This window comes from Sorangium sp. So ce1153 (assembly GCF_051521595.1).
Lineage (GTDB): Bacteria > Myxococcota_A > Polyangia > Polyangiales > Polyangiaceae > Sorangium.
This window is the reverse complement of the sequence record NZ_CP150361.1, coordinates 4,960,354-4,983,382: the sequence shown is the minus strand read 5'-3', so window position 1 is coordinate 4,983,382 and position 23,029 is coordinate 4,960,354. Positions and strand designations below refer to the sequence as shown.

General features: G+C 72.3%; 14 protein-coding genes. 8 read left to right on the top strand and 6 right to left on the bottom strand.

Going from position 1 to position 23,029, the window contains the following annotated elements:
• Positions 1-48 precede the first annotated feature (48 nt).
• Both WME85_RS17780 and WME85_RS17775 read right to left on the bottom strand, forming a co-directional pair.
• On the bottom strand, positions 49-396 hold the full coding sequence (locus tag WME85_RS17780; protein WP_437759241.1) for a PilZ domain-containing protein: 348 nt from the start codon (positions 394-396) through the stop codon (positions 49-51).
• A gap of 89 nt (positions 397-485) precedes the next feature.
• Positions 486-995 (bottom strand): hypothetical protein, encoded by a 510-nt coding sequence (locus WME85_RS17775; protein ID WP_437839742.1) that lies wholly within the window; start codon positions 993-995, stop codon positions 486-488.
• A 129-nt stretch (positions 996-1,124) separates the two neighbouring features.
• Here WME85_RS17775 and WME85_RS17770 point away from each other — a divergent pair, with 129 nt between their 5' ends.
• The 5 genes from WME85_RS17770 (at position 1,125) to WME85_RS17750 (ending at position 9,107) form a co-directional block, all read left to right on the top strand.
• Complete coding sequence (locus WME85_RS17770) at positions 1,125-2,948, top strand: peptidylprolyl isomerase (RefSeq protein ID WP_437839741.1); 1,824 nt, start codon at positions 1,125-1,127, stop codon at positions 2,946-2,948.
• Positions 2,945-4,240 carry a M16 family metallopeptidase gene (locus WME85_RS17765; RefSeq protein WP_437839740.1) on the top strand — a complete coding sequence of 432 codons (1,296 nt, stop codon included), beginning with the start codon at positions 2,945-2,947 and terminating at the stop codon, positions 4,238-4,240. Before WME85_RS17770 ends, WME85_RS17765 begins: the two co-directional genes overlap by 4 nt.
• Positions 4,241-4,565: 325 nt before the next feature.
• Positions 4,566-5,675, top strand: a complete 1,110-nt coding sequence (locus WME85_RS17760; RefSeq protein ID WP_437839739.1) for an ArsR/SmtB family transcription factor — start codon at positions 4,566-4,568, stop codon at positions 5,673-5,675.
• The gene (gene ahcY, locus WME85_RS17755) at positions 5,672-6,988 is read left to right on the top strand and encodes an adenosylhomocysteinase (protein ID WP_437839738.1); all 1,317 of its coding nucleotides are present in this window, start codon (positions 5,672-5,674) and stop codon (positions 6,986-6,988) included. The genes WME85_RS17760 and ahcY overlap by 4 nt, the downstream gene beginning before the upstream one ends.
• 46 nt (positions 6,989-7,034) lie before the next feature.
• Positions 7,035-9,107: a bifunctional aldolase/short-chain dehydrogenase gene (locus WME85_RS17750; protein ID WP_437839737.1), complete on the top strand. Its 2,073-nt coding sequence runs from the start codon at positions 7,035-7,037 to the stop codon at positions 9,105-9,107.
• Between the two features lie 10 nt (positions 9,108-9,117).
• Here the strand turns inward: WME85_RS17750 and WME85_RS17745 are convergent, their stop codons facing one another.
• Together WME85_RS17745 and WME85_RS17740 are read right to left on the bottom strand one after the other, a co-directional pair.
• Positions 9,118-10,629 (bottom strand): MATE family efflux transporter, encoded by a 1,512-nt coding sequence (locus tag WME85_RS17745; protein WP_437839736.1) that lies wholly within the window; start codon positions 10,627-10,629, stop codon positions 9,118-9,120.
• Between the two features lie 66 nt (positions 10,630-10,695).
• Positions 10,696-13,593 (bottom strand): protein kinase domain-containing protein, encoded by a 2,898-nt coding sequence (locus WME85_RS17740; protein ID WP_437839735.1) that lies wholly within the window; start codon positions 13,591-13,593, stop codon positions 10,696-10,698.
• A gap of 315 nt (positions 13,594-13,908) precedes the next feature.
• Here WME85_RS17740 and WME85_RS17735 point away from each other — a divergent pair, with 315 nt between their 5' ends.
• Positions 13,909-14,379 (top strand): hypothetical protein, encoded by a 471-nt coding sequence (locus WME85_RS17735; protein ID WP_437839734.1) that lies wholly within the window; start codon positions 13,909-13,911, stop codon positions 14,377-14,379.
• Between the two features lie 411 nt (positions 14,380-14,790).
• Entirely contained in the window at positions 14,791-16,833 is a 2,043-nt protein-coding gene (locus tag WME85_RS17730) for a DsbA family protein (RefSeq protein WP_437839733.1), read from the top strand.
• A 284-nt stretch (positions 16,834-17,117) separates the two neighbouring features.
• Here WME85_RS17730 and WME85_RS17725 read toward each other — a convergent pair whose 3' ends face one another.
• Both WME85_RS17725 and WME85_RS17720 read right to left on the bottom strand, forming a co-directional pair.
• Positions 17,118-21,191 carry a hypothetical protein gene (locus WME85_RS17725; protein WP_437839732.1) on the bottom strand — a complete coding sequence of 1,358 codons (4,074 nt, stop codon included), beginning with the start codon at positions 21,189-21,191 and terminating at the stop codon, positions 17,118-17,120.
• A 212-nt stretch (positions 21,192-21,403) separates the two neighbouring features.
• On the bottom strand, positions 21,404-22,171 hold the full coding sequence (locus WME85_RS17720) for a sensor histidine kinase (protein WP_437839730.1): 768 nt from the start codon (positions 22,169-22,171) through the stop codon (positions 21,404-21,406).
• Between the two features lie 319 nt (positions 22,172-22,490).
• Here WME85_RS17720 and WME85_RS17715 point away from each other — a divergent pair, with 319 nt between their 5' ends.
• Positions 22,491-22,964, top strand: a complete 474-nt coding sequence (locus WME85_RS17715; protein ID WP_437839729.1) for a response regulator — start codon at positions 22,491-22,493, stop codon at positions 22,962-22,964.
• The last annotated feature ends 65 nt before the right edge of the window (positions 22,965-23,029 follow it).

Genomic DNA, 23,029 nt, shown 5'->3' with positions numbered 1-23,029 from the left:
CTGACATGGGCGTGTGGCGCTTTGGCGCGCCGGCGCGTTTGTGCTCGCTCACGAGCTCGACCGTGACGGGCCCGGGCTCCCGTCGTTCCCGTCGTCCAGGAAACAAACGCCCACGATGGATCCGTCCGGCTCGTCCTGGACCCAGGTGATCCGGCCCGGGCGCGGGGCTCTGCCGTCGAGCCACACCGTTAGCTCCGTACCGGGATCGAGTGAATTTTCTATCACCACCCGAAGCCCGCCCACGCTGACGTTCAGCGTCCAGCCGGACACCGCGCGATCCCCGGTTTCGAGGCGAACGCGCTCGCTGAGCTCGCGGCGCGGGCTTCTGCGGCGGTTCGCCAGGAGCTGAGGCGGAATCTGGAGCGACGGAGGAGTGAGGGTTCTGCGTCGAATCACGAAAGAAAATTACAAGCACACTCCGTGCCCGGGGGACGGCTTGCGGGCGTCTGGCTGGGGATTCAGCGGGGACGGGAACGACGGGCCGCTCAGTGAGCGTCGGCGTGGTCGGGCTGGTGGCCGGAGCCGTCGTTCGGCTCCTCGAAGACGGAGACCGGCTCGAGCAGCGCCAGCTGGTCGCGCTTGATGCCCACGCCCTTGTCGGAGAAGAAGAGGTCGTTCTCCTGCAGCCGCGAGCGCACGCGCGCGATGAACAGGATAGGCATGCCCGCCTGCGTATAACCGAGCTGCACCAGCGTGCCCTTCGGCCAGTTGCCCCCGTCGAACGTGAGCTCCTTGCGGAGCGTGTAGAACCCCTCGGCGGGGAGGCGCTGCAGCGAGTCCGCCCACGTCGTGCCCCGGAACGCGACGGCGGGGCCATGGAAGTGCCAGCGGTTGTGGACGTTGTGATCGGGCGTCGTGACCGTCGGCAGACCGTTGTCCGAGTGGTTGTGGAAGGAGACGAGGATGCCGGCAGGCACCTTGTCCTCGTGTCCGGGGAGCGCCTTCGTCGTCAGGTAGAGGCCGCAATCAGGGAGGTGTGACTTCGAGCTTGCCATGGCATGAGCCCCTAGCCCCGCTCTCGACCGCCGTAAAGACACGCCGTCGACGCCGTGCTATGCCGCGCCAGGCCAAGGCGAGAGGCTGCTCGAGGAGCGAGCAGCGCGCGCCCCGGGAGCGAGCCCTTCGTGAACAGACTGAGCCAAATCTTCGGCGCCGCCATCGTCATCGCGATCGCCGTCGTCTTCATCGTCCAGTTTCGCCCGAACACCGGCCCCGTGCAGTCGGCCGCGAGCACGTGCGTCGTCGAGGTCCGAGGCAGCTGTATCTCCTCCGTCGAGTTCAACGCCTCGCGGAACCTGCTCGCGATGCGCACCGTCGACGAGAACCGCCTGCGGGCGATGGGGTACCGGCGGCTCACGGCGGAGGGTCTCTACGAGCGGTGGCTGCTCAACGAGGACGCGAAGCGCCTCGGCATCAGCGTCTCGGACGACGAGCTCACGGCCGAGCTCGTGGCCGGCAGGGTGCGTGTCTCGCTCCCGGCGGACAAGATCCGTCAGGTCGGTTACGCCCTCAACCTGCGAGAGGACCTGATTCGCTACCTGGACGTCCGCAACCGCCAGACCAAGAAGTTCGATAGCAAGCAGTACGAGAAGCAAATCCGGAACATCACGAAGATGAGCCCGACGGACTTCCGCGAGTACCAGCGGAAGGAGCTCATCGCCGCGCGGATGCGCGACTTCATCCGCGCGCGGGTCCGCGTCGGCGAGAACGAGGCGTTCGAGCAGTTCTCGCGGGAGAAGTCCACCCGCACGCTCAGCTACGTGCGCTTCGATCGGCGCTTCTACAGCGACCTCATCGTGGACACCTCGGAGAAGGCGATCCAGGCCTGGGCCGACGCCAACAAGGAAGAGCTCGACAAGACCTGGGAGGGGCGCAAGGCGCAGTATCTGCCCGAGTGCCGGGTCGCGCGAGATCTCGCGGTCGAGGTGAGGCCCGACGAGGCCGAGCAGGGCCCGGAGGCGGGCAAGGCCGCCGCGAAGGCGCGGATCGAGCAGGCCGTCCAGCGCCTCAAGAAGGGCGAGAGCTTCGCCGACGTGGCGCGCAGCGCGAGCGACGATCCGAGCGCGGCGCGCGGCGGCGAGCTCGGCTGCGTGACCAAGGGCCGGCTCAGCAAGCCTGTCGAGGACAAGCTCTTCGAGATGAAGGCGGGCGAGGTGTCGGACCTCATCGAGACCGAGGAGGGCTTCCACGTGATCAAGCTCGAGCAGATCGCGAAGGACGCCGAGGCCGAGCGGATCGGCCGCCTGGAGGCGGCGCGCGACCTCTACGTGGCCCACGAGTCGGAGCGGCTCGCGGCCGAGGCCGCGAAGCAGGTGCTCGCCGCCGCGGCCGGCGGCAAGTCGCTGGAGGACGCGCTCGCGGCCTACATGGCGCAGCTCACGCCCGCGAAGAGCGCGACGGCCGCGGCGCCGGGCGCCGCCTCGACGGCCGCGAAGCCGGCCGACAAGGCCGCGAAGAAGGACGGCGCCAAGGACGAGGGCGCGGACGCCAAGAAGGACGGCCAGGCCGAGCCGGGCGAGGCGCGGGCGCCCTACACGATCGCGACCCACCCGAACCGGCCGACGGTCGAGGCGAGCCTCCCGTTCAACGTCTCGGGCTCGCCGATCTCGGACGCGAAGGACAGCACGGAGCCCGCGCGCATCGCCTTCCAGCTCGACAAGCCGGGCGACCTGCCCAAGGACGTCGTGGCGCTGGAGAACGGCTATGCCGTGATCCAGCTCAAGGAGAAGACCTCCGCGAGCCAGGAGCAATGGGACAAGGACCGCGAGTTCTACACCTCGGCGATGCGGGCCGCGAAGCAGAACGACGCGCTCGTCGGGTACATGCGGCGGCTGAAGTCGACCATCGGCAGCGAGGTGAAGTACGACCAGAACCTCCTCAAGGAGTCCAAGCCGGCCGAGGACGGCTCCGGCGCGCCGGAGCTGCCGCTCGAAGACGAGGGGGAATGACGTCGCTCCCGCTGCGTGACGCTCGGGACATCGTCCTCTCGAACGGCCTCAAGGTCGTGCTCGTCCCGCAACCGCACGTGCACCGGGCGGTCGCCTCGCTCTACCTGCGCGTCGGCTCGCGGTTCGAGACCCAGCAGAACAACGGGATCTCTCATTTCCTCGAGCACATGGTGTTCCGGGGGACGCCGACGCTGCCGACGGCGCACGCGCAGGCGCTCGCCTTCGAGCGCCTCGGGGGGACGCTCTACGCGGCGACCCACGTGGACCACGGCGTGATGAGCATCTCGGTGCCCCCGGCGAACCTGGATCCGGTGCTCGCCCTGCTCGGCGAGGTCGCCACGTCGCCTCGCTTCACCGCGATCGAGGTCGAGCGCGGCATCGTGCGCGAGGAGATCCTCGAGGACCTCGACGACGAGGGGCGCGACATCGACGCGGACAACAACGCCCGCGCGCTCATGTACGAGCGGCACCCGCTCGGCTTCACCATCACCGGCGGCATCGACGCGCTCGACCGCTTCGACGAGCCGACGCTGCGCGCGCACCACGCCCGCCACTACACGGCGGCGAACGCGGTGCTCTGCGTGGCGGGGCGGTTCGATCCCGAGGCGTGCGCGCGGGTCGCCGAGCGGCACTTCGGCGCGCTGCCGCGCGGCGAGCAGGTGCCCGCCACGCCGCCGCCGAACGGGCAGAAGAAGCCGCGGTTCCGCTTCATCGAGAACCAGTCGAGCCAGACCGAGCTGCGGGTGGCGTTCCGCGGCGTGAGCGAGCGCGACCCGCGCGAGCCCGCGGTGGAGATGCTGCTCCGCGTCCTCGACGACGGCATGTCGACGCGGCTGTACGAGCGGATCTGCGACCGGCTGGGCCTCTGCTACGACGTGTCGGGGATGTTCGAGGCGTACGAGGACGATGGCGTCGTCGACATCGCCGCGGGCGTGCAGCACGACCGCGCGACCGTGGTGGTGCGGGAGCTCTTCGCGCTGCTCCGCGAGCTCGCCGAGACCGGGCCGCGCGAGGACGAGCTCGCCAAGGCGCGGGACCGCCACCTCTGGTCGGTGGAGGCGATGCTCGACGATCCCGAGGCGACCGCGGGCTTCTACGGGCTCTCCGCGCTCGCGGACATCGCCCGCACCCCGGAGGCGCGGCACGAGGAGCTCGCCCGCGTCACGGTCGCGGACGTGCGCGACGCCGCGCGCGCGCTGTTCCGGCCGGAGCGCCTCACCGTGGTCGCCGTGGGCCTGCTCCGCTCTTCCGAAGAGACGAAGCTCGAGAAGGCCGTGCGCTCGTTCGGCTGAGCCACCGTCCACTGCGGGCCGCGGTGCGTGGGCGCCGCGACACAGACGAGATCAAAAACAGGGCGGAAAGGGCCCGGCCGCGCTCGGCCGTGCAGGGAGTTCCTCCCATGGCTGCCGGTGTCCGCTCGCGCGGGAGCGCAGCGCGCGAGGGCCCGAGCCCCCTCTCGCCACCTTCGCCCGTACCGGCCCCGGGGCATGGCTCCCCTTGCCGGTGGTTCCTCACCCCCCCTCCCGGAAGGCGCAGACCACGCCGCCATTGTGTGGCGTGAGCAGGGTCACAGATATTCGATTTGCATCTATGTGCATCGACGCATATACAGCATTCGTGGTCACGGTTGCGGAGGTCCCGGCCCAGCCTGTGGAGGCGATCGCGCGGTGCGAGCTGTACCGGCTGCTGGCCGATCCGGTGCGGGTGCGGCTGCTCGGCCTGGCTGCGTCGGAAGAGCTCGCCGTCGGCGAGCTGGCCGAGCTGCTGCGCGAGGGGCAGCCGAAGATCTCGCGCCACGCGGCCGCCCTCCGCGAGGCAGGCATCGTGCTCGCGCGGCGCCAGGGCACGTGGACGCTCCTCCGCCTCGACCCGCGCGCCACGACCGACCCCGTTGTCGACGACGCCGTGCGCGCTGGTCAGCGCGCGTGCGCCGCGGACGGGACGCTCGCGCGCATCGAGGAGGTGCTCGCCGCGCGCGACGCCGAGACCCGCGAGTTCTTCGCGCGCGGCGGGCGCCCGTTGCGCCCGGGGCCGCCTTCCGAGCTCGCCGCGTACCTCGCCGCGCTCGCGCCGCTCCTGCCCCACCGCCGGCTGGCGGTCGACGCGGGCACGGGCGATGGGGCGCTGCTCGAGGTGCTGTCCCCCGTCTTCGACCGCGTGGTCGCGCTCGATCGCGCGAGCGCCCAGCTGCAGCTCGCAGGGGAGCGCATGCGGCGGCGCAGCCTCGAGAACGTCGAGCTCGTGTGCGGCGAGATCGACGGGCCCGAGGTGATCCGGGCCGTGGCCCGCGCGCTCGGCGGCGAGCCGCCGGCGGCCGGCGAGGCCCTCTCGGGGGGCGCCGACGTGGTCTTCGCGGCCCGCGTGCTGCACCACGCGCCGCAGCCGGCGAAGGCGATGCGCGCGCTCGTCGACCTCGCGCGGCCTGCCGCGCCCGGCCACGCGGACGACGCCCTGCCCGCCCGCGGCGGCGCGGTGTGCGTGCTCGACTACGAGGCGCACCACGATCAGACGCTGCGGGAGCAGGAGGCGGACATCTGGCTCGGCTTCTCGCCGGCCGACCTCCGCCGCCTCGCCGAGGAGGCGGGGCTCGTCGGCGTCGAGATCCGACGGCTGCCGTCCGCCTGGCAGGGCGAAGGTCCGGATCGACACCTGGTTTGGCAGCTGCTCGTCGGCTGGCGCGGCGCGCGCTCGAGCGCATTCACCGAAAAAGGCAAAGGGACACCATGACTGCTGAGAAGAAGCTCTCCTACAAGGTCGCCGACATCACCCTTGCAGACTGGGGTCGCAAGGAGATCCGCATCGCCGAGAAGGAAATGCCCGGCCTGATGGCGCTCCGGGCCGAGTACGGCCCGACGCAGCCGCTCAAGGGCGCGCGCGTCGCCGGCTGCCTCCACATGACGATCCAGACCGCGGTGCTGATCGAGACGCTGGTGGCCCTCGGCGCCGAGGTCACCTGGACGAGCTGCAACATCTACTCGACGCAGGACCACGCGGCGGCGGCGATCGCGGCGGCAGGCGTCCCGGTCTTCGCCTGGAAGGGCGAGACCCTCGAGGAGTACGACTGGTGCATCGAGCAGCAGCTCTACGCCTTCAAGGGCGGCAAGGGGCCGAACATGATCCTCGATGACGGCGGCGATCTCACGATCATCGCCCACGAGAAGCACCCGGAGCTCTTCACCGGCAACGACCCGATCCGCGGGCTGTCGGAGGAGACGACGACGGGCGTGCACCGGCTCTACGAGATGCACCGCGCCGGCAAGCTGAAGGTGCCGGCGATCAACGTCAACGACTCGGTGACGAAGAGCAAGTTCGACAACCTCTACGGCTGCCGCGAGTCGCTGGGCGACGGGATCAAGCGCGCCACGGACGTGATGTTCGCCGGCAAGGTCGCGGTTGTGTGCGGCTACGGCGATGTCGGCAAGGGGTGCGCGCAGTCGCTGCGCGGCCTCGGGGCGCGCGTGATCATCACCGAGATCGACCCGATCTGCGCGCTCCAGGCGGCCATGGAGGGCTACGAGGTGAAGCGCCTCGAGACCGTCGCGCCGGTCGGCGACATCTTCGTCACGGCGACCGGCTGCGAGGACGTCGTCCGGGCCGAGCACATGATCGCGATGAAGGACGAGGCGATCCTCTGCAACATCGGCCACTTCGACTCCGAGATCCAGATCGCGTGGCTCGAGAAGAACCCCGAGATCAAGGAGGAGAACATCAAGCCGCAGGTCGATCACTTCATCTTCCCGGACGGCAAGCGGCTGATCGTCCTCGCGCGCGGCCGGCTCGTGAACCTCGGTTGCGCCACCGGCCACCCGTCGTTCGTGATGTCGACCTCGTTCTCCAACCAGGTCCTCGCCCAGATCGCCCTGTGGACGGAGAAATACACGGTCGGCGTTCACCTCCTGCCGAAGCGGCTCGACGAGAAGGTCGCCGCGCTCCACCTGCCGAAGCTCGGGGTCGAGCTGACGCAGCTGACGCAGGAGCAGGCGAAGTACCTCGGCGTCCCCGCCGAGGGCCCGTTCAAGGCCGAGAACTACCGCTACTGAGCGGCGGGCTTCCGGCGCCCCCGTCCCTGGGGTAGGCGGCCGGTCGATGGATTCTCGCCACAGCAACGACGAAGCCCAGCGCTACCTCGACACCTACGCCGCCGCCTGCGGCGAGGATCTCGCCCTCCGCGTCTACACATCCCGCCTGCTCGGCGCCGACCCGTCGCTCGTCCTCCACGGCGGGGGAAACACGAGCGTCAAGAGCACGGCCGTCGACCTGCTCGGCGATCGCGTCGACGTGCTCTTCATCAAGGGCAGCGGCTGGGATCTCGCGACCATCGAGCCGCGCGGCTTCCCGGCGTGCCGCCTCGCGCCGCTCCAGCGCGCGTGCGCGCTCGAGCGGATGACCGACGAGCAGATGGTCGCGCTGCTGCGCGGCCAGATGCTGGACCCGGCGAGCCCCACGCCGTCGGTCGAGGCGCTGCTGCACGCGATCATCCCCGCGAAATTCGTCGATCACACGCACGCCGACGCCGTGCTGTCGGTCATCGACACGGGCGGCTCGGCCGAGGTCATCGAGGCGATCTACGGGAACCAGGTGCTCTTCGTGCCGTACGTGATGCCGGGCTTCCTGCTCGCGCGCCGCGTCGCCGAGCTCGTCCGGGAGCGCCTCGAGCGAGGAGCGCTCCCGTCCTTGATGATCCTCGACAAGCACGGCGTCTTCACGTGGGGAGACACCGCCGAGGAGAGCTACACGCGCATGATCGACGCCGTGACGCGCGCCGAGCGCCACGTCGTCCAGCGCAGCGCGATCGTCTCGCACCCCACGGTCGCGGCGCCGGACCCGGACATCCGCGCCGCCATCGGCCCGGTCGTCCGCGGCGCGCTCGCCCGCGCCTCGGGCCGCCCGTGGGTCAGCACGCTCCGCACCAGCCTGGAGCTGATCGCGTTCTGCGAGCGCGACGACCTCGCCCGCGTCTCGCAGATCGGCTGCGCGACCCCGGACCACGTCATCCGCACCAAGGCGCGGCCGCTCGTGGTCGACGGCCACGACGTCAACGACACGGCGCGCTTCCGCGCGGCCGTCGAGCAGGCCATCGCGAGGTACGTGGCCGAGTACCACGAGTACTTCCGCCGCTCCTGCGCCGCGCGGGGCGTCACGCGCGACGAGCTCGATCCGTTCCCGCGGGTGCTGCTGTTCCCAGGGGTGGGCGCGCTGTGCGTCGGCGGCTCGCGCGCCGAGGCCGACATCGTGGCGGACGTCTACGAGCACACCGTCTCCGTGATCGAGGCCGCCGAGGCGCTCGGGGGGTACCAGCCGGTCCCGGAGCTCGACCTCTTCGACATGGAGTACTGGAGCCTCGAGCAGGCGAAGCTGAAGCTCGGGGCGAGCCATCGAGGCCCGCTGGATCGGCGGATCGCGCTGATCACGGGCGCCGCCTCGGGGATCGGCCACGCGACGGCGGCGGCGTTCCTCGCGGCGGGGGCGCACGTGGCGCTGGTCGATCGCGACGAGGAGCCGCTCGAGAAGGCCGTAGCCGAGCTCGGTGGTCGGCACCGCGGCCGCTGCGTCAAGGTCGCCTGCGACGTGCGCAGCGAGGCGAGCGTGAACCGGGCGTTCGCGCAGGTCGCGGCGCACTTCGGCGGCGTCGACATCGTCGTCTCGAACGCCGGGCGCGCGTTCTCGGGCTCCATCCACACGTCGGAGGGGCACGAGGCCCTGTGCGCGTCGCTCGAGCTGAACCTGCTCGGCCACCAGAACGTCGCCCGGGCGGCGGCGCGGGTGCTGCTCGCCCAGGACTCGGGCGGCGCGCTCCTGTTCAACGCGTCGAAGAGCGCGTTCAACCAGGGGCCCGACTTCGGCCCCTACGCCGTCGCCAAGGCGGCGCTCGTGGCGCTCATGCGCCAGTACGCCGTCGACCTCGGCCCCAAGGGCATCCGGGCCAACGCCGTGAACGCCGACCGCATCCGCACCGCGCTGTTCGACGCCGGCCTGCTGGAGTCCCGCGCCCGCGCCCGCAACGTCTCGATCGACGACTACTTCCGGGACAACCTGCTCCGGCGCGAGACCACCGCGACCGACGTGGCGCAGGGCTTCCTCTACCTCGCGACCGCCGAGGCCACGACGGGCTGCGTCGTGACCGTCGACGGCGGGAACGCCGCCGCGTTCCCCCGGTGAGCGGGCCGGGTCAGAGCCCCTGCGCGCTCGGACCGCCGCCCTCGCCGAGCGCGGCCTGGTCGGGCTGCCCCTGGGCGTCGAGCCGGATCTTCTTCCAGTCGCCCGAGCGGAACTTCCACACCATGGCCGCGGCGAGCAGGACCACGTAGGTGACGCCGGCCGTCCAGATGCCCATCAGGCCGAAGCCGAGCGTGATGCCGAGCAGCCACGCGAGCGGGACGAGGCAGGTGAAGTGCAGGATGAGCTCCACCACCATCACGAACAGCGTGTTGCCCGCGCCGAAGAGCGCCTGCGTGAGGATCATGCCGACCGCGACGAGCGGCGTGCAGATGCCCATCACCTGGAGCGGCCGGAGCGCCGCGGCCTGGACGAGCTCGCTGCTGCTGGCGAACGCGAGGATCTGCGGGGCGAAGACCGCCTCGAGCAGGCCGACGACCCCGAAGATCGCGAGCCCCAGCCGGACGCTGACCCAGCCGAAGCGGGCGGCCTTGTCGCCGTCCTTCTCGCCGAGCGACTGCGCCACCAGCGTCGCCGTCGACGTGCCGAAGGCCAGGCAGGCCGTGAACGTGAGCTTCAGGATCCCGACGATCACGGTCGTCGCCGCGCCGTAGACGGGCTCGGCGCGGCCGCCCGGGCAGAGCGGCGAGATCACGCCCGCCGGCGCGACCTGGTCGAGCTTGCTCGCGATCGCGTAGAACAGGCCGAAGCCCGTCATGATCGCGATGGTCGCGACGGCGCTCGGGATCGACAGCTTGAGGATGGACCAGGTGAGCGGGGCCGAGAGCTTGCTCGCGGCGAACGGGCGGTAGGCGCGCCGGTACTGCGGCAGGAGCGCGTACCCGAGCATGATCGCGAGGCCGACGTAGGTCGAGATGAAGCCCGCCATGCCCGCGCCGGCGATGCCGTACTTCGGGATGCCGAGCGACGCGTTGCCGAAGATGAGCAGGACGCAGAGCACGATGTTCAGCGCGTTCATCGCGAGCGCCGAGACGAGGTGGATGTGCGTCTTGCCGATCCCGTCGAAGAACGCTTTCAGCGCGAACGTCGCCGCCATCGACGTCACCCCGAGCAGGCGCCAGCCGAGGTAGTCGAGCGCCGCCTGGCGCGCGTCCGGCACCTTGATGATGACCGACAGGATGTAGGGCATCGTCAGGTAGCCGATCGCGGAGAAAACGACGCCGGCGACGAGCGCGAAGAACAGGGCGTTTGCGAGGACCGCGCCCGCGTCCTCGGGGCGCTTCTCGGCGAAGCGACGCGCGGTGAACGCCTGCGTGCCGACCGAGATCGCGCTGAGCGAACCGCCGAACAGCCAGAGGACGATCAGCGACGGCAGGAGCGCCGCGTGCGCGTTCGACGACTCCGGGCACGGCAGGTGCGCGAAGAAGACGATGTCGACCTCGTTGACGATGCTCTGGGTGAGCATCGCCGCCACGGTCGGCAGCGCGAGCCGCAGGATGGCGCGGTGCGGTGGGCCCGATGTAACGGCGTTCGAACCCGGCGCGGACAGGGCGATTTGAGCCATCGCAGGCTGCGCGGTATACAACGCCGCCGCGGGCGCGCGAGAGAAATGCGCCGCGTGGAGCGCAGCTTACTCGGCCTTGGCGACCCGGGACCGCCGCTTGTGACGGCGCCGCTTCGCTTCGCTGCGATCCTCGTGCCCGCCCTTCTCTCCCGTGTCAGCCTCGCCACGCGCAGGTGACGGAGCGGGCGCGGCGGACTCGCGCGCCGGTGACGAGGACGATCGCTCGCGCGCCTTCGTCTCGCGCTTCGCGACCTCGCGAGAGCTCCGGTCGGACGCGTCGCGCGCCGGAGGCTTCTCGGTCGTCTTCGGAGCTGAAGTGCGCGCGGCCACGACCGGGCGCGCAGAGGCCTCGCCCCTGGCGGGCTGCTTCGCTGCCTCGCTCTTCGCGGCGCCCGCCGCCGCAGTTGGGGCGACCGGCGCGCGCAGCGCGACCGCCTCGGGCGCGACCGCGAGGGCCGAAGGCGCGTCGGCCCCCTGCCCCGGCGCGCTGGCCACGGGCACGCCGGGGGCCGCGGGGGCGCCCGGCGCCGGCGCGGCCGCCGCGGCGAGCGCCGCAGCTGCCGCGACTGCCGACGGCGGCTCCGCGGCCGTCGCCGGCGCCTCTGCGGCCGTCGCTGGCACGCCGGGCGCAGCTGCCGGCGCCCCGGGCGCAGCGGACTGAGCGGCGTCGCCAGGCGCAGCGGACTGAGCTGCGTCGCCAGGCGCAGCGGACTGAGCGGCGTCGCCAGGCGCAGCGGACTGAGCCGCGCCGCCTGACGGCGAGGCCGCCTCGCCCGCGACGTCGCGCAGCGCGACGCTCGCGGGGACGCCGGCCGCGAGCTCGCGCCCCTTGCCCACGACGAGCACGCCCGCGAGCGTCATCACCGCGGCCACCGCGGCGAACCCGACCGCGCGGCGGCGAGCGCGCGTGCGCGCGGGCGTCGCCAGCGCCTTCAGGGCGGCCTCGCGCATCTCGGCGGCGCTCTGGAAGCGGACGCTCGGGTGACGGGCCAGCGCGCGCATCACCAGCTCGTCGACGAACGACGGGATCTGCCGGGCCGGCGCGCGCTCGCGGAGGCGCTCGGGGCTGCCCTTGATCTTCGCGTCGAGCAGCGCGACGAGGCTCGGCTCGACGAACGGCAGGCGCCCGGTGAGCATCTCGTAGAGGACGCAGCCGAGCGCGTAGAGATCGGCGCGCCCGTCGATGCGCCCGGACGCCGCCTGCTCGGGGGCCATGTACTCGGGCGTCCCCACGATGGCGATCGCAGCCCGGGCGGGGCCTTCCCCCGCGCCGGTCGCGTCCGCGACGCCGTCGGCCTCGCCGCGATCCTCGGAGAGGCACTTCGCGAGCCCGAAATCGAGCAGCTTCAGCCCGGCCTCGCTCACGGAGGACGAGCCCGCGGCGCCGCTCGGACGCGTCAGGAACAGGTTCTCGGGCTTGACGTCGCGGTGCACGAGGCCCTCTGCGTGCGCGAGCTCGAGCGCGCGCAGCACCTTGACGGCCATCGCGAGCGCGTCGCGCCAGTCGATCGCGGCTCCGCGGGCGAGCACGGCGTCGAGCGTCTCGCCCTCGAGCAGGTCCATGCCGCAGAAGAGGCGGCCATCCGCGGCCATGCCGAAGTCGTGGACCTTCACGAGGTGCTCGTGCGAGAGGCGCGACAGCACGCGCGCCTCGCGGCGAAAGCGGTTCGCGACGACATCGGTCGCGGAGTGCTCGGCGGAGACGACCTTGAGCGCCACGCGGCGCCCCAGATCGACGTGCTCCGCCTCGTAGACGGTGCTGCTCGCGCCCGCCCCGATCTCGCGCAGCAGCCGGTACCGCGTGCCCGGCAGCATGCCCTCGTCCCCGCGCTCGGCGGAGGCCATCGCCTCGGCGCGGGGGCTCACCGGCGTCACGGCGGTGGCGCGGTGCGCCTTGGCGGCCGCGACGAGGCTCGCGAACTCGCTGCGCGAGCGCCCCGGCTCGCCCGGGAAGAGCCGCTGCATCAGGTGCGCCGCGCGCGCCCGCACGCCGCGCTCGCCGCCCGGCAGGGCGACCGCCGCCCCGAGGAGCGCGGCGAGATCGCGCGCGGCGGCGCGGCTCGACGGGTACCGCGCCTCCCTGTCGAACGCCGTGAGCCGCGCGATCGCGGCGTCGAGCGACGGCGGAGCCCCGAGCCCCACGGCGATGGGCGGCGGGTCGTTCTGGTTGCGCGCGACCGCGGCCATGTGCGTCTGCGCGTCGCCCTGGAGGAAGCGACGCCCCGCGCACAGCTCCCAGAGCATGATCCCGAGCGCGTACAGGTCGACCCGCGCGTCGCCCGGGTCCCCGTTGGCGACCTCCGGCGCGACGTAGCCCGGCTTCGCGAAGACGACGCCCGCGACCGTATGGCAGCGCCGGTTCTGCCCGCGGGCGGTGCCGAAATCGATGATCTTCACGTCGCCGGAGAACCCGAGCATCACGTTCTGAGGCGACAGGTCGCGGTGCACGATGGCGAGCGCGGCGCCCGACGGGTCCCGGCGCTCGTGCACGTGCGCGAGCGCCTCGGCGATCATCGTCGCGATCGCGACCGCCTCCGCCCAGTCGAAGCGGTGCCCGAGCTGCACCGCCCGGGCCCGGACCTCGCCGAGGCTCCGGCCCTCGACGTGCTCGACCACCGCGTACGGCTCGCCGGTCGCCGGATCGACGTCCGCCTCGATCACCTGCGCGACGCCGGAGTGCTGGAGCTGCGCCTGCACGCGCGCCTCGTCCAGGAAGCGGGCGATGTAGCTCGGGTCGGAGGCGTGCTCGCGGCGGATGATCTTCACGACGACCGGGCGCTCCGCTCCCTCGAGGCCGGTCGTGGAGGCGAGGAACACCTCGCCCATGCCCCCCCGGGCGATGCGCCGCAGGAGCACGTAGCGGCCGAGCGGCCGGGGAACATCGTCGGCGGCGAAGCCGCTCTTGGTGGGCTCGTGCGAGGGCGGAAGAACCGGGCGAGGCACGGTCGCAGAGGAGTTCGCCATGGAGCGAACCTACCGGATGTAGGACAAGGTGGGCCAAATTCGGGTGGGTGGTCCGCTCCGCCACGCAGAGACCGCGCGATTTCGTGGGCTAGCCCGGTCCGTCGCGCCATTTCGACACAGGGGCTCTCCAGATTATCCACAGGGTTATCCCCACCCTGTCGACAAGTCGCGTCCCGGGCGCGTTTCGCGACCGACGGCCAAGATCCGTCCGGAGAGGTCCCGGATCGCCGCGATCTCCAGCAAACAGGGGCCATTGCTCTTGCGGCGGGCCTCAGCTACTTCTTGCGTCGGATGTCGCGGCACGCTGTCCAGCGCATGATGACCTTGCTGACGTTCGCGTTGGCGCTGGTCCTCCCGCTGCGCGCGCGGGCCGCGATCGTTCCGATCTGCGACGACGACCGGATGACGATCGTCGCTCGGGCGGATGAGCCGTCGTGCACCGTCCTGACCAGCGTCGATGACGCGACGGGTGAGACGAGGGACGCGCCCATCTGCGACCCCCGCGGCGCGTCCTCGGTCGCGCCGCCCCGCACCCTGCCGGTCGCCGACGATCGGATCGACGCGGCCCCCGGGTGCGAGGGGAGCGATCCCTGGCCGACGGTCGGACCGAGCTCGCATCATCCCGTTCCTGTGAACGAGCTCGCCAGCGCGCCGCAACAGGCGCTGCTCCTCTCGGAGTTCGTCTTCCCTGCCCCCTGCGCGCCCGTGGCGCTGTTCTCGTTCATGGCGCTGCCCGGGGGACCGCGCGCCGGCGTCGAGCAGGTCGTCTATCACCCGCCTCGATGAGGCGAGCTCGCCGGCAGGCTGCAGTCGACCGCGCTGCGCGGCCTCTCGGAGGCCGCGGATCAAGGCGCGAGCTCAGCGCTGCCGCGAGATCCGGAGCGTTGCCGGTCTGACCCGAGCCCGCCAGGCGCTCGTCCGGGACCATGTCGTGAAGGCGCGCCCCCTCTAGGGCGACGCGCCCCTCGCGGCCTGACCCGGGCGCAGCCGCCGGCATGACGGGCCGAGGGCGGTACCGGCGCTCTGCCGGGGGCTGTCGCCGCGCGCGGCGGCGCCTCCTTCGGCCCGGGGTGGCACGCCGCCCCGGGAGTTCACGATTGGCCGTCTTGTCGCGGGCGCTCCACCTGGTGTCGCGCCCGCGTTGAAGGAGGGGCCCGCCTGGCGGAGCTCCACCAACGTTGAGAGAGGAAATCATTCATGAACAAGGGAACAGCCATCGTCGGCTTTCTTCTCTGCTTCATCGCAGGGATGGGGCTGATGTGGAGCATCGATCGGAGCGCGGGCTCGCGCGGGCATGAGGTCGCGACGTTCGTCGACGACGGGCAGCCGTGGAGCGACGAGGACGCGGCGATCCCCGTGTCGTCGAAGGACCCGCTGTGGGGCGCGCGCACGGCGCCCGTGACGATGGTCGTCTTCAGCGACTTCGAGTGTCCGTTCTGCAGCAGGGTCGAGACGACGATCAACCAGCTCAAGGAGAAGTACGGCCCCGACAAGCTGCGGATCGTCTGGAAGAACAACCCCCTCCCCTTCCACAAGAACGCGCGCCCGGCGGCGCTCGCGGCAGAGACCGTGTTCCGCCTCGGCGGGTCGAAGGCGTTCTGGAAGTTCCACGAGCTCGCCTTCCAGAACCAGAAGAGCCTCACGCCCGAGAACTTCGAGCGGTGGGCCGGTGAGGCCGGCGTCGACAAGGCGAAGTTCAAGGCGGCGTACGACCGCCAGGAGTACATGGCCAAGATCGACGCCGACATGGCGGTCGGCAAGACGTCCGGGGTCACCGGCACGCCTGCCTCGATCATCAACGGCGTGTTCCTGAGCGGCGCTCAGCCGATCGACAAGTTCACCTCCGTCATCGACGAGCAGCTCAAGGCCGCGCAGGCGGCGGTCGCCTCGGGCACCAAGCCCGACAAGGTGTACGCCAAGCTCGCCGCGGAGAACAAGGCGAAGGCGCCGCCCAAGAAGGACGCCGAGCGCCCGCAAGAGGACGACAAGACCGTCTGGAAGGTGCCCGTCGGCGACGCGCCCGCCAAGGGCCCGGCCACCGCGCTGGTCACCATCGTCGAGTGGTCCGACTTCCAGTGCCCCTTCTGCAGCAAGGTCGTCCCGACCATCGACGAGCTCGTCAAGACCTACGGGGACAAGATCCGGTTCGTCTGGAAGAACAACCCGCTGCCGTTCCACCAGCGCGCCGAGCCCGCGGCCGAGCTCGCCATGGAGGCCCGCGCGCAGAAGGGCGACAAGGGCTTCTGGGATGCGTACGACCTGCTCTGGAAGAACCAGCAGAAGCTCAACGACGAGGACCTGCTCGGCTACGCCAAGGAGCTCGGGCTCGACGTCGAGAAGGTGAAGGCCGCGATCGCCACGAAGAAGCACAACGCGTCCATCTCCGCCGATCAGGAGCTCGCGGACGACCTGCAGGCGTCCGGGACCCCGCACTTCTTCATCAACGGCCGCCGGCTCGTCGGCGCGCAGCCGGTCGACAAGTTCAAGACGATCATCGACGAGGAGATCAAGAAGTCCGAGGGGCTGCTCGCCAAGGGCGTCGCCGCGAAGGACCTCTACGCCGAGATCATCAAGGACGGCAAGGAGCCGCCGCCGCCCGAGCGCAAGGAGGCCTCCCCGCCGGCGCCGAACAGCCCGTGGAAGGGCGGCGAGAAGGCGAAGGTCGTGATGCAGGTCTTCTCGGACTTCGAGTGCCCGTTCTGCAAGCGCGTCGAGGACACGGTCTCGCAGATCTCGAAGACCTACGGCGACAAGCTGAAGATCGTGTGGCGCCACCGGCCGCTGCCGATGCACAAGAACGCGCCGCTCGCGTCCGAGGCCGCGCAGGAGGCCTACGCGCAGAAGGGCAACGCCGGCTTCTGGGCGTACCACGAGGTGCTCTTCAAGAACCAGGGGCAGCCCGAGGGCCTCTCGCGCGCGTCGCTCGAGAAGTACGCCGAGGAGCAGGGCCTCGACATGACGAAGTTCAAGAAGGCGCTCGACACGAACACCCACAAGGCGTTCGTCGACGCCGAGAGCGCCGTCGCCGACAAGGCGGGCATCAGCGGGACGCCGGCCTTCATCGTGAACGGCTACTTCATCAGCGGCGCGCAGCCGTTCTCGAAGTTCAAGAAGCTCATCGACAAGGCCATGAAGGAGGCCGGTGAGACCGCGCCGGCCGCGGCGAGGGTCGACGCCCCCAAGAAGCCGGCCGGCGCCGTGCAGCCCGCCGCCGCCCCCGCCGCTCCCGCCCCGAAGTGAGCCGCCGCCGCGCGGTCTGACTTCCCGCCCCCCCACACCAGCCCGCCCGAAGGGCGGCTCCCGTGAACCGGATGAGCCGCCCACCCTCTGCTCGACGCGGGGTCCGGTGGACCCCTGTCCTCGCGATTGCTCTCCTGTGGCAGGACTGCGGGGCGCTGCCTCGCGCCCGCGCCGCAAAGCCGGAGAGCGCTGCCTCGCGCCCACGGCCGCGGCGCCGGCCCCCGCGTCGCGCGGCCAGCGTCAGCCCGTGGTGCGGCCAGCGTCAGCCCGTGGTGCGGCCAGCGTCAGCCCGTGGTGCGGAACCGCGAGCGCCCCTCGGAGGTCCACCACGCGCGGTAGCGCTCCTGGGCGGCCTCCCGCTCCTGCCGCGGGAGATCCTCGTAGTAGCCGAAGTACTCCTTGGTGATGCCCTTCAGCTCATCGATCGCGGCGCGGCGGATCGCGGGCTTCTCGTGCGTGAGCGCGTCGATGATCCACTCGATGCGATGGCGATCGGCGTTCCTTGACCACCACGTAGTCCACCTGCGCGCGTCCCGGCCGTGATCGTCCCGCGTGATGACGACCAGCGCCCGCGCCGCGGCGTCGACGATCGCCTCGTGAGGATCGGTGAGGGCGCTCAGGAGCGCAGGCACGACCGAGCCGGAGCGGATGTCGGCCATCGTGTCGATGGCGGTCAACCGCCGCGCCGGCGCTTCCTCCCGGTCGCGCGCGATATGATCGAGCCCCTGCAGGATCGGACCGCCGGCGGGCGGCGACGCGATCAGCTGGGTGGCCGACCGGACGGCGATCCGCCGGACGGCGATGTTGTCGTCGAAGAGCCGGGGAAGCAGCGCGTTGGCGGCTTCCGGGTACGGAAGCTCGCCGAGCACGTGCGTGGCCCAGAAGCGCACCTCCGGATCGGGCGAGGCGCTCCGCACGGTCATGAAGGGCAGCGCCGGGCGCCGGATCGCCACGATCAGCTCGAGCAGCGGTCCGCACTGCGAGGCGGGGGGCGCGGCGGCGACGCCGGCAGCTCCGTCCGGACCGGCCAGCTGCTCGCGGAAGCGCTGTCGCTCGACCCGGAGCGGGCCTGGAAAGCGCGCGGCGACGACCGAGACCGCCGTATCGCCGTGGCGCACGAGCTCGGCGGACGCCCGCGCGCCCGCCTCGCCGCCCGCGAGGACGTGCTGCAGGAGCGAGGTGTACTCGGCGCGCAGATCGCCGGCGCCGGCCGGCGAGGGCGAGACCGCGGCGCGCCGCTCGGACGGGGGCCTCGCGTACGGGGCGGGGCTCTCGACGGCGGCGGGGGTGCGGCGGCGCCAGGAGGAGCGCCCCACGGCCGGCGCCGGTCCGAGATCACGGTGCTCCTCACCGCCGGGCGTGATCGAGCTGTCGAGCATCCACGGAGGCCGTGAGTACCGCCTCGTCCGCCCCTCCTCGGGCTCGCTGAGATCGAGATCCTCCGCGGGCGCGGGCGCCGCGGGGATCTCGAGATCGGGGATCTCGTCGATGGCGGCCGGCGGCGTTGGCCCCGTGATCGCCGGCATCATCGGCTCGGTGACCGCCGGCATCATCGGCGCCGTGACCGCCGTGCCCGACACCACGTCCACGCCCGCCTCGAGGCCCAGCCGGAACTGCGGCTCGATCCCCAGGGGCGGAGCGTGCGGCATCGGGGCGGGCGGGATGGTCGAGCTGAACGCCATCGCGTGGGCGGCGCCCTCGTCCGGCTGCACGGGCTCGGCCTCCACGCCGGTGCCGCGGAGCCCGAAGGCCCGCGCGACAGCGTCGATCCCCGAGCCGCCGTCCTCCGTGGACCAGCCGCCTTGCGGCCGCCGCGCGTGCGGCTCGACGTCCGCGCTGTCGGCGCGCCGAGGCTCTCCCGCGACGAGGTCCGCCTGCGCTGCAGGCGACGCGGTCCCAGCGTCAACGGCGGGCGTGCCGTGCGCCTCCGCGCGGACCATGTGGCTCAGCTCCATCAGCGCGGCCCGGGTGCGCAGGGAGAGCGGCCCCTCCGCCGCGTGCTCGTCGCCCGTCGCGGCGGCCCCAGGCGGCGGCGCCGCAGCGTGCGGCGGCGGCGCGGCGGCCCCAGGCGACGGCGCCGCAGCGTGCGGCGGCGGCGCGGCGGCCCCAGGCGACGGCGCCGCAGCGTGCGGCGGCGGCGCGGCGGATTGGTGGGGTGATGCCGCGGCTTCTTGAGGCAACGAGCTGTCGCGCTGCTGGGCTGCGCCGCCCCGGTTCAGCTTCTTCCGCAGGATGAGCCGCTCCAGCACCGTCGCCGCGAGCCCGGCGAGCGCGATGAGGTCTCCGATGCTGGAGAGCTCGACCGACGAGGCGCCGTCGTCGCCGTAGACGAGCGCGACGACGCGGCCGCGCACGACCACCGGGACGACCGCGACCGCGGCCGCGTGGACCGCCCTGCCGAGCTCACGCTGAAGCTCGACGTCGGGGGCGCTGCCAGCGAGCACGGTGACGAGCGGCGCGCGGAGCCCGCGCGCCCTGGCGAGGACGCACGGGCGATCGAGGGGCACCGCGATCTTCGCGACACGCTCGCGGTCGGCGCCTGGCCCTGCGGCGTTGCGGCCTTCGGCGCGCTCGCCGTGGACGGTGAACAGGACCGTGTACTCGAAGTACTGCTGCGCGAAGTCGAAGAGGACCGCGAGCACCGCCTCGCTCGCGTCGACGGCGGCGAGCTCCTGTTCGGCCATGGGCAGCGTGAACGGGCCCTTGCGTCGCTGCGCAGCCGGCGCGGACCGGCCCGCTGCGCGCATCGCGCCATTCACCGCCGGTGCGCTCGACGAACGCTCGCGCCGCTCCGCGACAGGCGCGGGCGCTGCGGGCGCCAGCGCAACCGGCGCGGGCGCAGCCGGCGCGGAGGCCGCAGGAGCGGCCACAGCGAGCGCCGGCCCCACGGGTGCAGGCGCAACCGGCGCGGGCGCTTCAGCTGCAGCTCCGCTTGGCTGGTGCTGCGACGCGGCGGCCTGCGGCAGTGTGTCCTGCTGGACGCGGTGCACGGCTGATGCCCGCTTCAGCCAGCCGGTCAGCAGGTGATTGCCAACCGGCTGCGGATGCGCGCCGGACGGCACCGGCGCAGACGGCGCTGACGCCTTCATGGGCGGCGCCGGCGCTTCCACCGGCGCCTCCATCACCGTCACGAGCGGCACCTCGTGCACGGCTCCCGACGCGGCGAACGGCGCCAGGCGCGGCGCGAGCTCCTCGGACCGCGGCGTCGGCTCCGGCGGCTCGATCGCGGGCTCTCCGTCCGTCGCCGCCGCCTGGCCTGGATGCGCGACCTCCTCGTGCGGCCCCTCCGCGGCGGTCGATTGCCTGGGTGGAGCGGCGGGACCTCGGCCGCGCTGCGGCGCGAGCTCGGCGAGGCGCGAAGCGAGCGCCTCGACCCGCGGCGTATGCGCCTCGAGGTTGCGGAGCGACGACAGATCGAGCGGATACTGGGCGACGACGGTCGGCTCGTCGTCCAGCTCGTGAAGCGGCGGCTTCCTCGGCGTGGGCACGGCCTCATTGAGCGCGACCTCCGCGACGACCGTGTCCTCGTCGTAGATCGAGGTCAGCGCCTCCACGGTCGGAGCGTCATCGATGCTGGGCCGCCTCGGCGCCCGCGTCTCGACCGCCTCCTCGTGCTCCTCGTCGCCCGCGGGCGACGACGCGCCGATGTCCCGAGGCGAGGTTGCGTCGATGCCCGCTGGCGAAACGGCATCGCCCCCGACCGGCGGGGCCGCTTCGACCGTCGCCGGCGGAGCGGCCTCGACCTCGCCGGGCGCGGTCGTGTCGTCTCCCGCGGCTCCTGCGGTCGATGCGGCCCCGGCACCGGCGGGTGAGGTCGGCAGCGGCGACGCGGCCGGCGGGGGCGCTGCAGCGGCCGCGGGGCCGGGCTCGGCCGCTTCCGCGGGGCTCGGCTCGGCGCGCGCGTCGAGCTGCTTCACGAGCCGCGACAGGCGCCGCTCGAGAGCGAGCCCGTAGTGCTCCGCGAGCGCCTGACGGATGCGCACCAGCGGCGCCGCGAGCTGCCGCAGGTTGACCCCCAGCGCGACGCTCAGCTTCTCGACCGCGGCCGGCGCGAGGGGCTCAGCGGTGGCGATGACCAGCGTCGCCTCGGGCTGCGGGGCGCCGGTCGCCGCGGCGCCGAGATCCGTGCGCACGTCGAGCGGGAACACGCGGTGCTCCACCGCGAGGTCCACCGGGATGGTCCGGAGCACCTCGGGCGACGCGGGCCGCAGCCGGCCGACGGCCGGCGGGAGCCCGACGCTCTCCGCGAGCAGCGCCGTGAGCTCGCGCTCGCGCACGGCGCCCAGCTCCAGGACGTTCGTGGCGAGATCGCCGCCATGAAGCACTTGGCGAGCGATCGCATCCTCGACCACTCGCATCGAGGTAACCCCATGCTGCACGAGGAGAGAGCTCAGCGTCGGCATCGAGGCGCATTCATCCGTGTGCGGTGGAAGATGGAGCACGATCGCGACGTGCGACCCAGTCCATCCTAGACGAAGTCTTCATCGGACACGATCCACGCGTTGAGGCCCCGGAGGACCACATCCGTCCGTCATCGCCGCTCCGCATGGAAGCGACCTTCCATTTCAGGTCAGACAAGCCCGGGGTGGGCGTCCCCTCCAGCGCCGCCGAGGGTGCACGTGAAGCACAGCCCGCTCGCGGAGAGGCCGGCGTCCGACGCCGCCGAGCCGGCGTCCCGGCGCTCGGACGAGGGTTCCACGGTCAGCCCGCCCCCGTGCGCGTCGAGGATGCCGTGCGCGATCGCGAGCCCCAGGCCGAGCCGCTCTCGCCGGCGCGGCGCGACAGGGTCGGCGGGGATCGCCGCCCGCTCCCCGAACGGCTCGAGCAAGCGGGCGAGCGGCTCCGGCGGGACCGGGCCCGCCTCGTCGATGACGGTCACCACCGGCCCACCGCCGGCGCTGGAGACGCGGATCCGAACCGGCCGATCGCGCGAGCGCAGGACGGCGAAGCCGAGCACGTACTCGAGCGCCACCCTGAGCAGCTCCGGATCCCCCTCCAGGGTGGTGCCCCCGTCAGGCTCGCCCTCGAAGGCGATGCGCACCCCACGAGCGGCCGCCGCGCCCTCGAGGTGCACGGCCGCGCGACGGACGAGCTCGACCGCGTCGCACCGGGCGATCGTCATCGGACGGCTCGCGTCCGCGCGAAGCCAGATGGAATTGTCGAACTCGTCGAGCAGCCGCTTCAGCCGCTCGCCTGCGCCGCGCACGCGCTCCAGCATGTCGCGCGGCGCTGCCCCGAGATCTTTCTGGTAGCGCAAAAGATAGTGGACGCCCGCGAGCATGGTCGCCAGCTCGCCCCGGAGATCGTGGCCCACACGCGCGAAGAACTCGTCATTCATCCACATAGACGCCTGCTCCGAATATGCAGCAGCGCGGACCTTGAGCATCAGACGAGCAAGCCAACTGTCGTCGGGATCACCCCGAAACAGCGGTCGCCGGCCGGTGAGGACAAACGGCGCAGAGGGTCCATCTGCGCTGGACAGTTGATGGTTGCGGATAAGCGACCTGGGCACAAGGTGTACTCGGGGTGCAGGTTCCACCTCCACCAGCGCGGGGGACCTTTCCAGAAACGCCAGCGGGGAGCCGTTGCCCTCCCTGCCGCACATCCAGGCCCGAGCACCCCGGGAGCGCTGTCAGCCGAGCCGCGAGCGGGGGAGCATGTCCGAGGCAGAGCGCAGAGAGTTCACCGAGCACCGCGAGGTGCAAGGGGACGAGGACAGCCTGGTGATCGAGAAGCGGCGCCGGGTGCTCATCGTGGATGATGATCCCGATTTCCTCGTCATGGCGGAGGCGGCGCTCGCCGCGCACGGCTTCCTGGTGGAGCGGGCGGCGGGCGGCCTGCGCGGGGTGTTCCTCGCCACGCAGGACGTGCCAGATGTGATCCTGTGCGACCTGCGCATGCCCGGCATCGACGGCTTCGTCGTCGCCGAGGCGCTGCGCGCCGATCCGGCGACCCAGCACGTCGCCATCTTCGCGTGCACCGGCCGGCGCGATCTCGAGGCCCGCGCCGCGCTCAACGCCTCGGCCTTCGACGGCGTGCTCGTGAAGCCCGTCGACTGGGACAGCGCCGCACGTCTGCTCCACGAGATCGTCGGACTCCGCCGGCCCTACGGACCTACCCAGGGTGAGTAAGGAGGGACCTGAGACCCCCTCAGGGCAAGTGCAGGCGCGTCCCTGCGCGGGAGGGGAAATGCCCG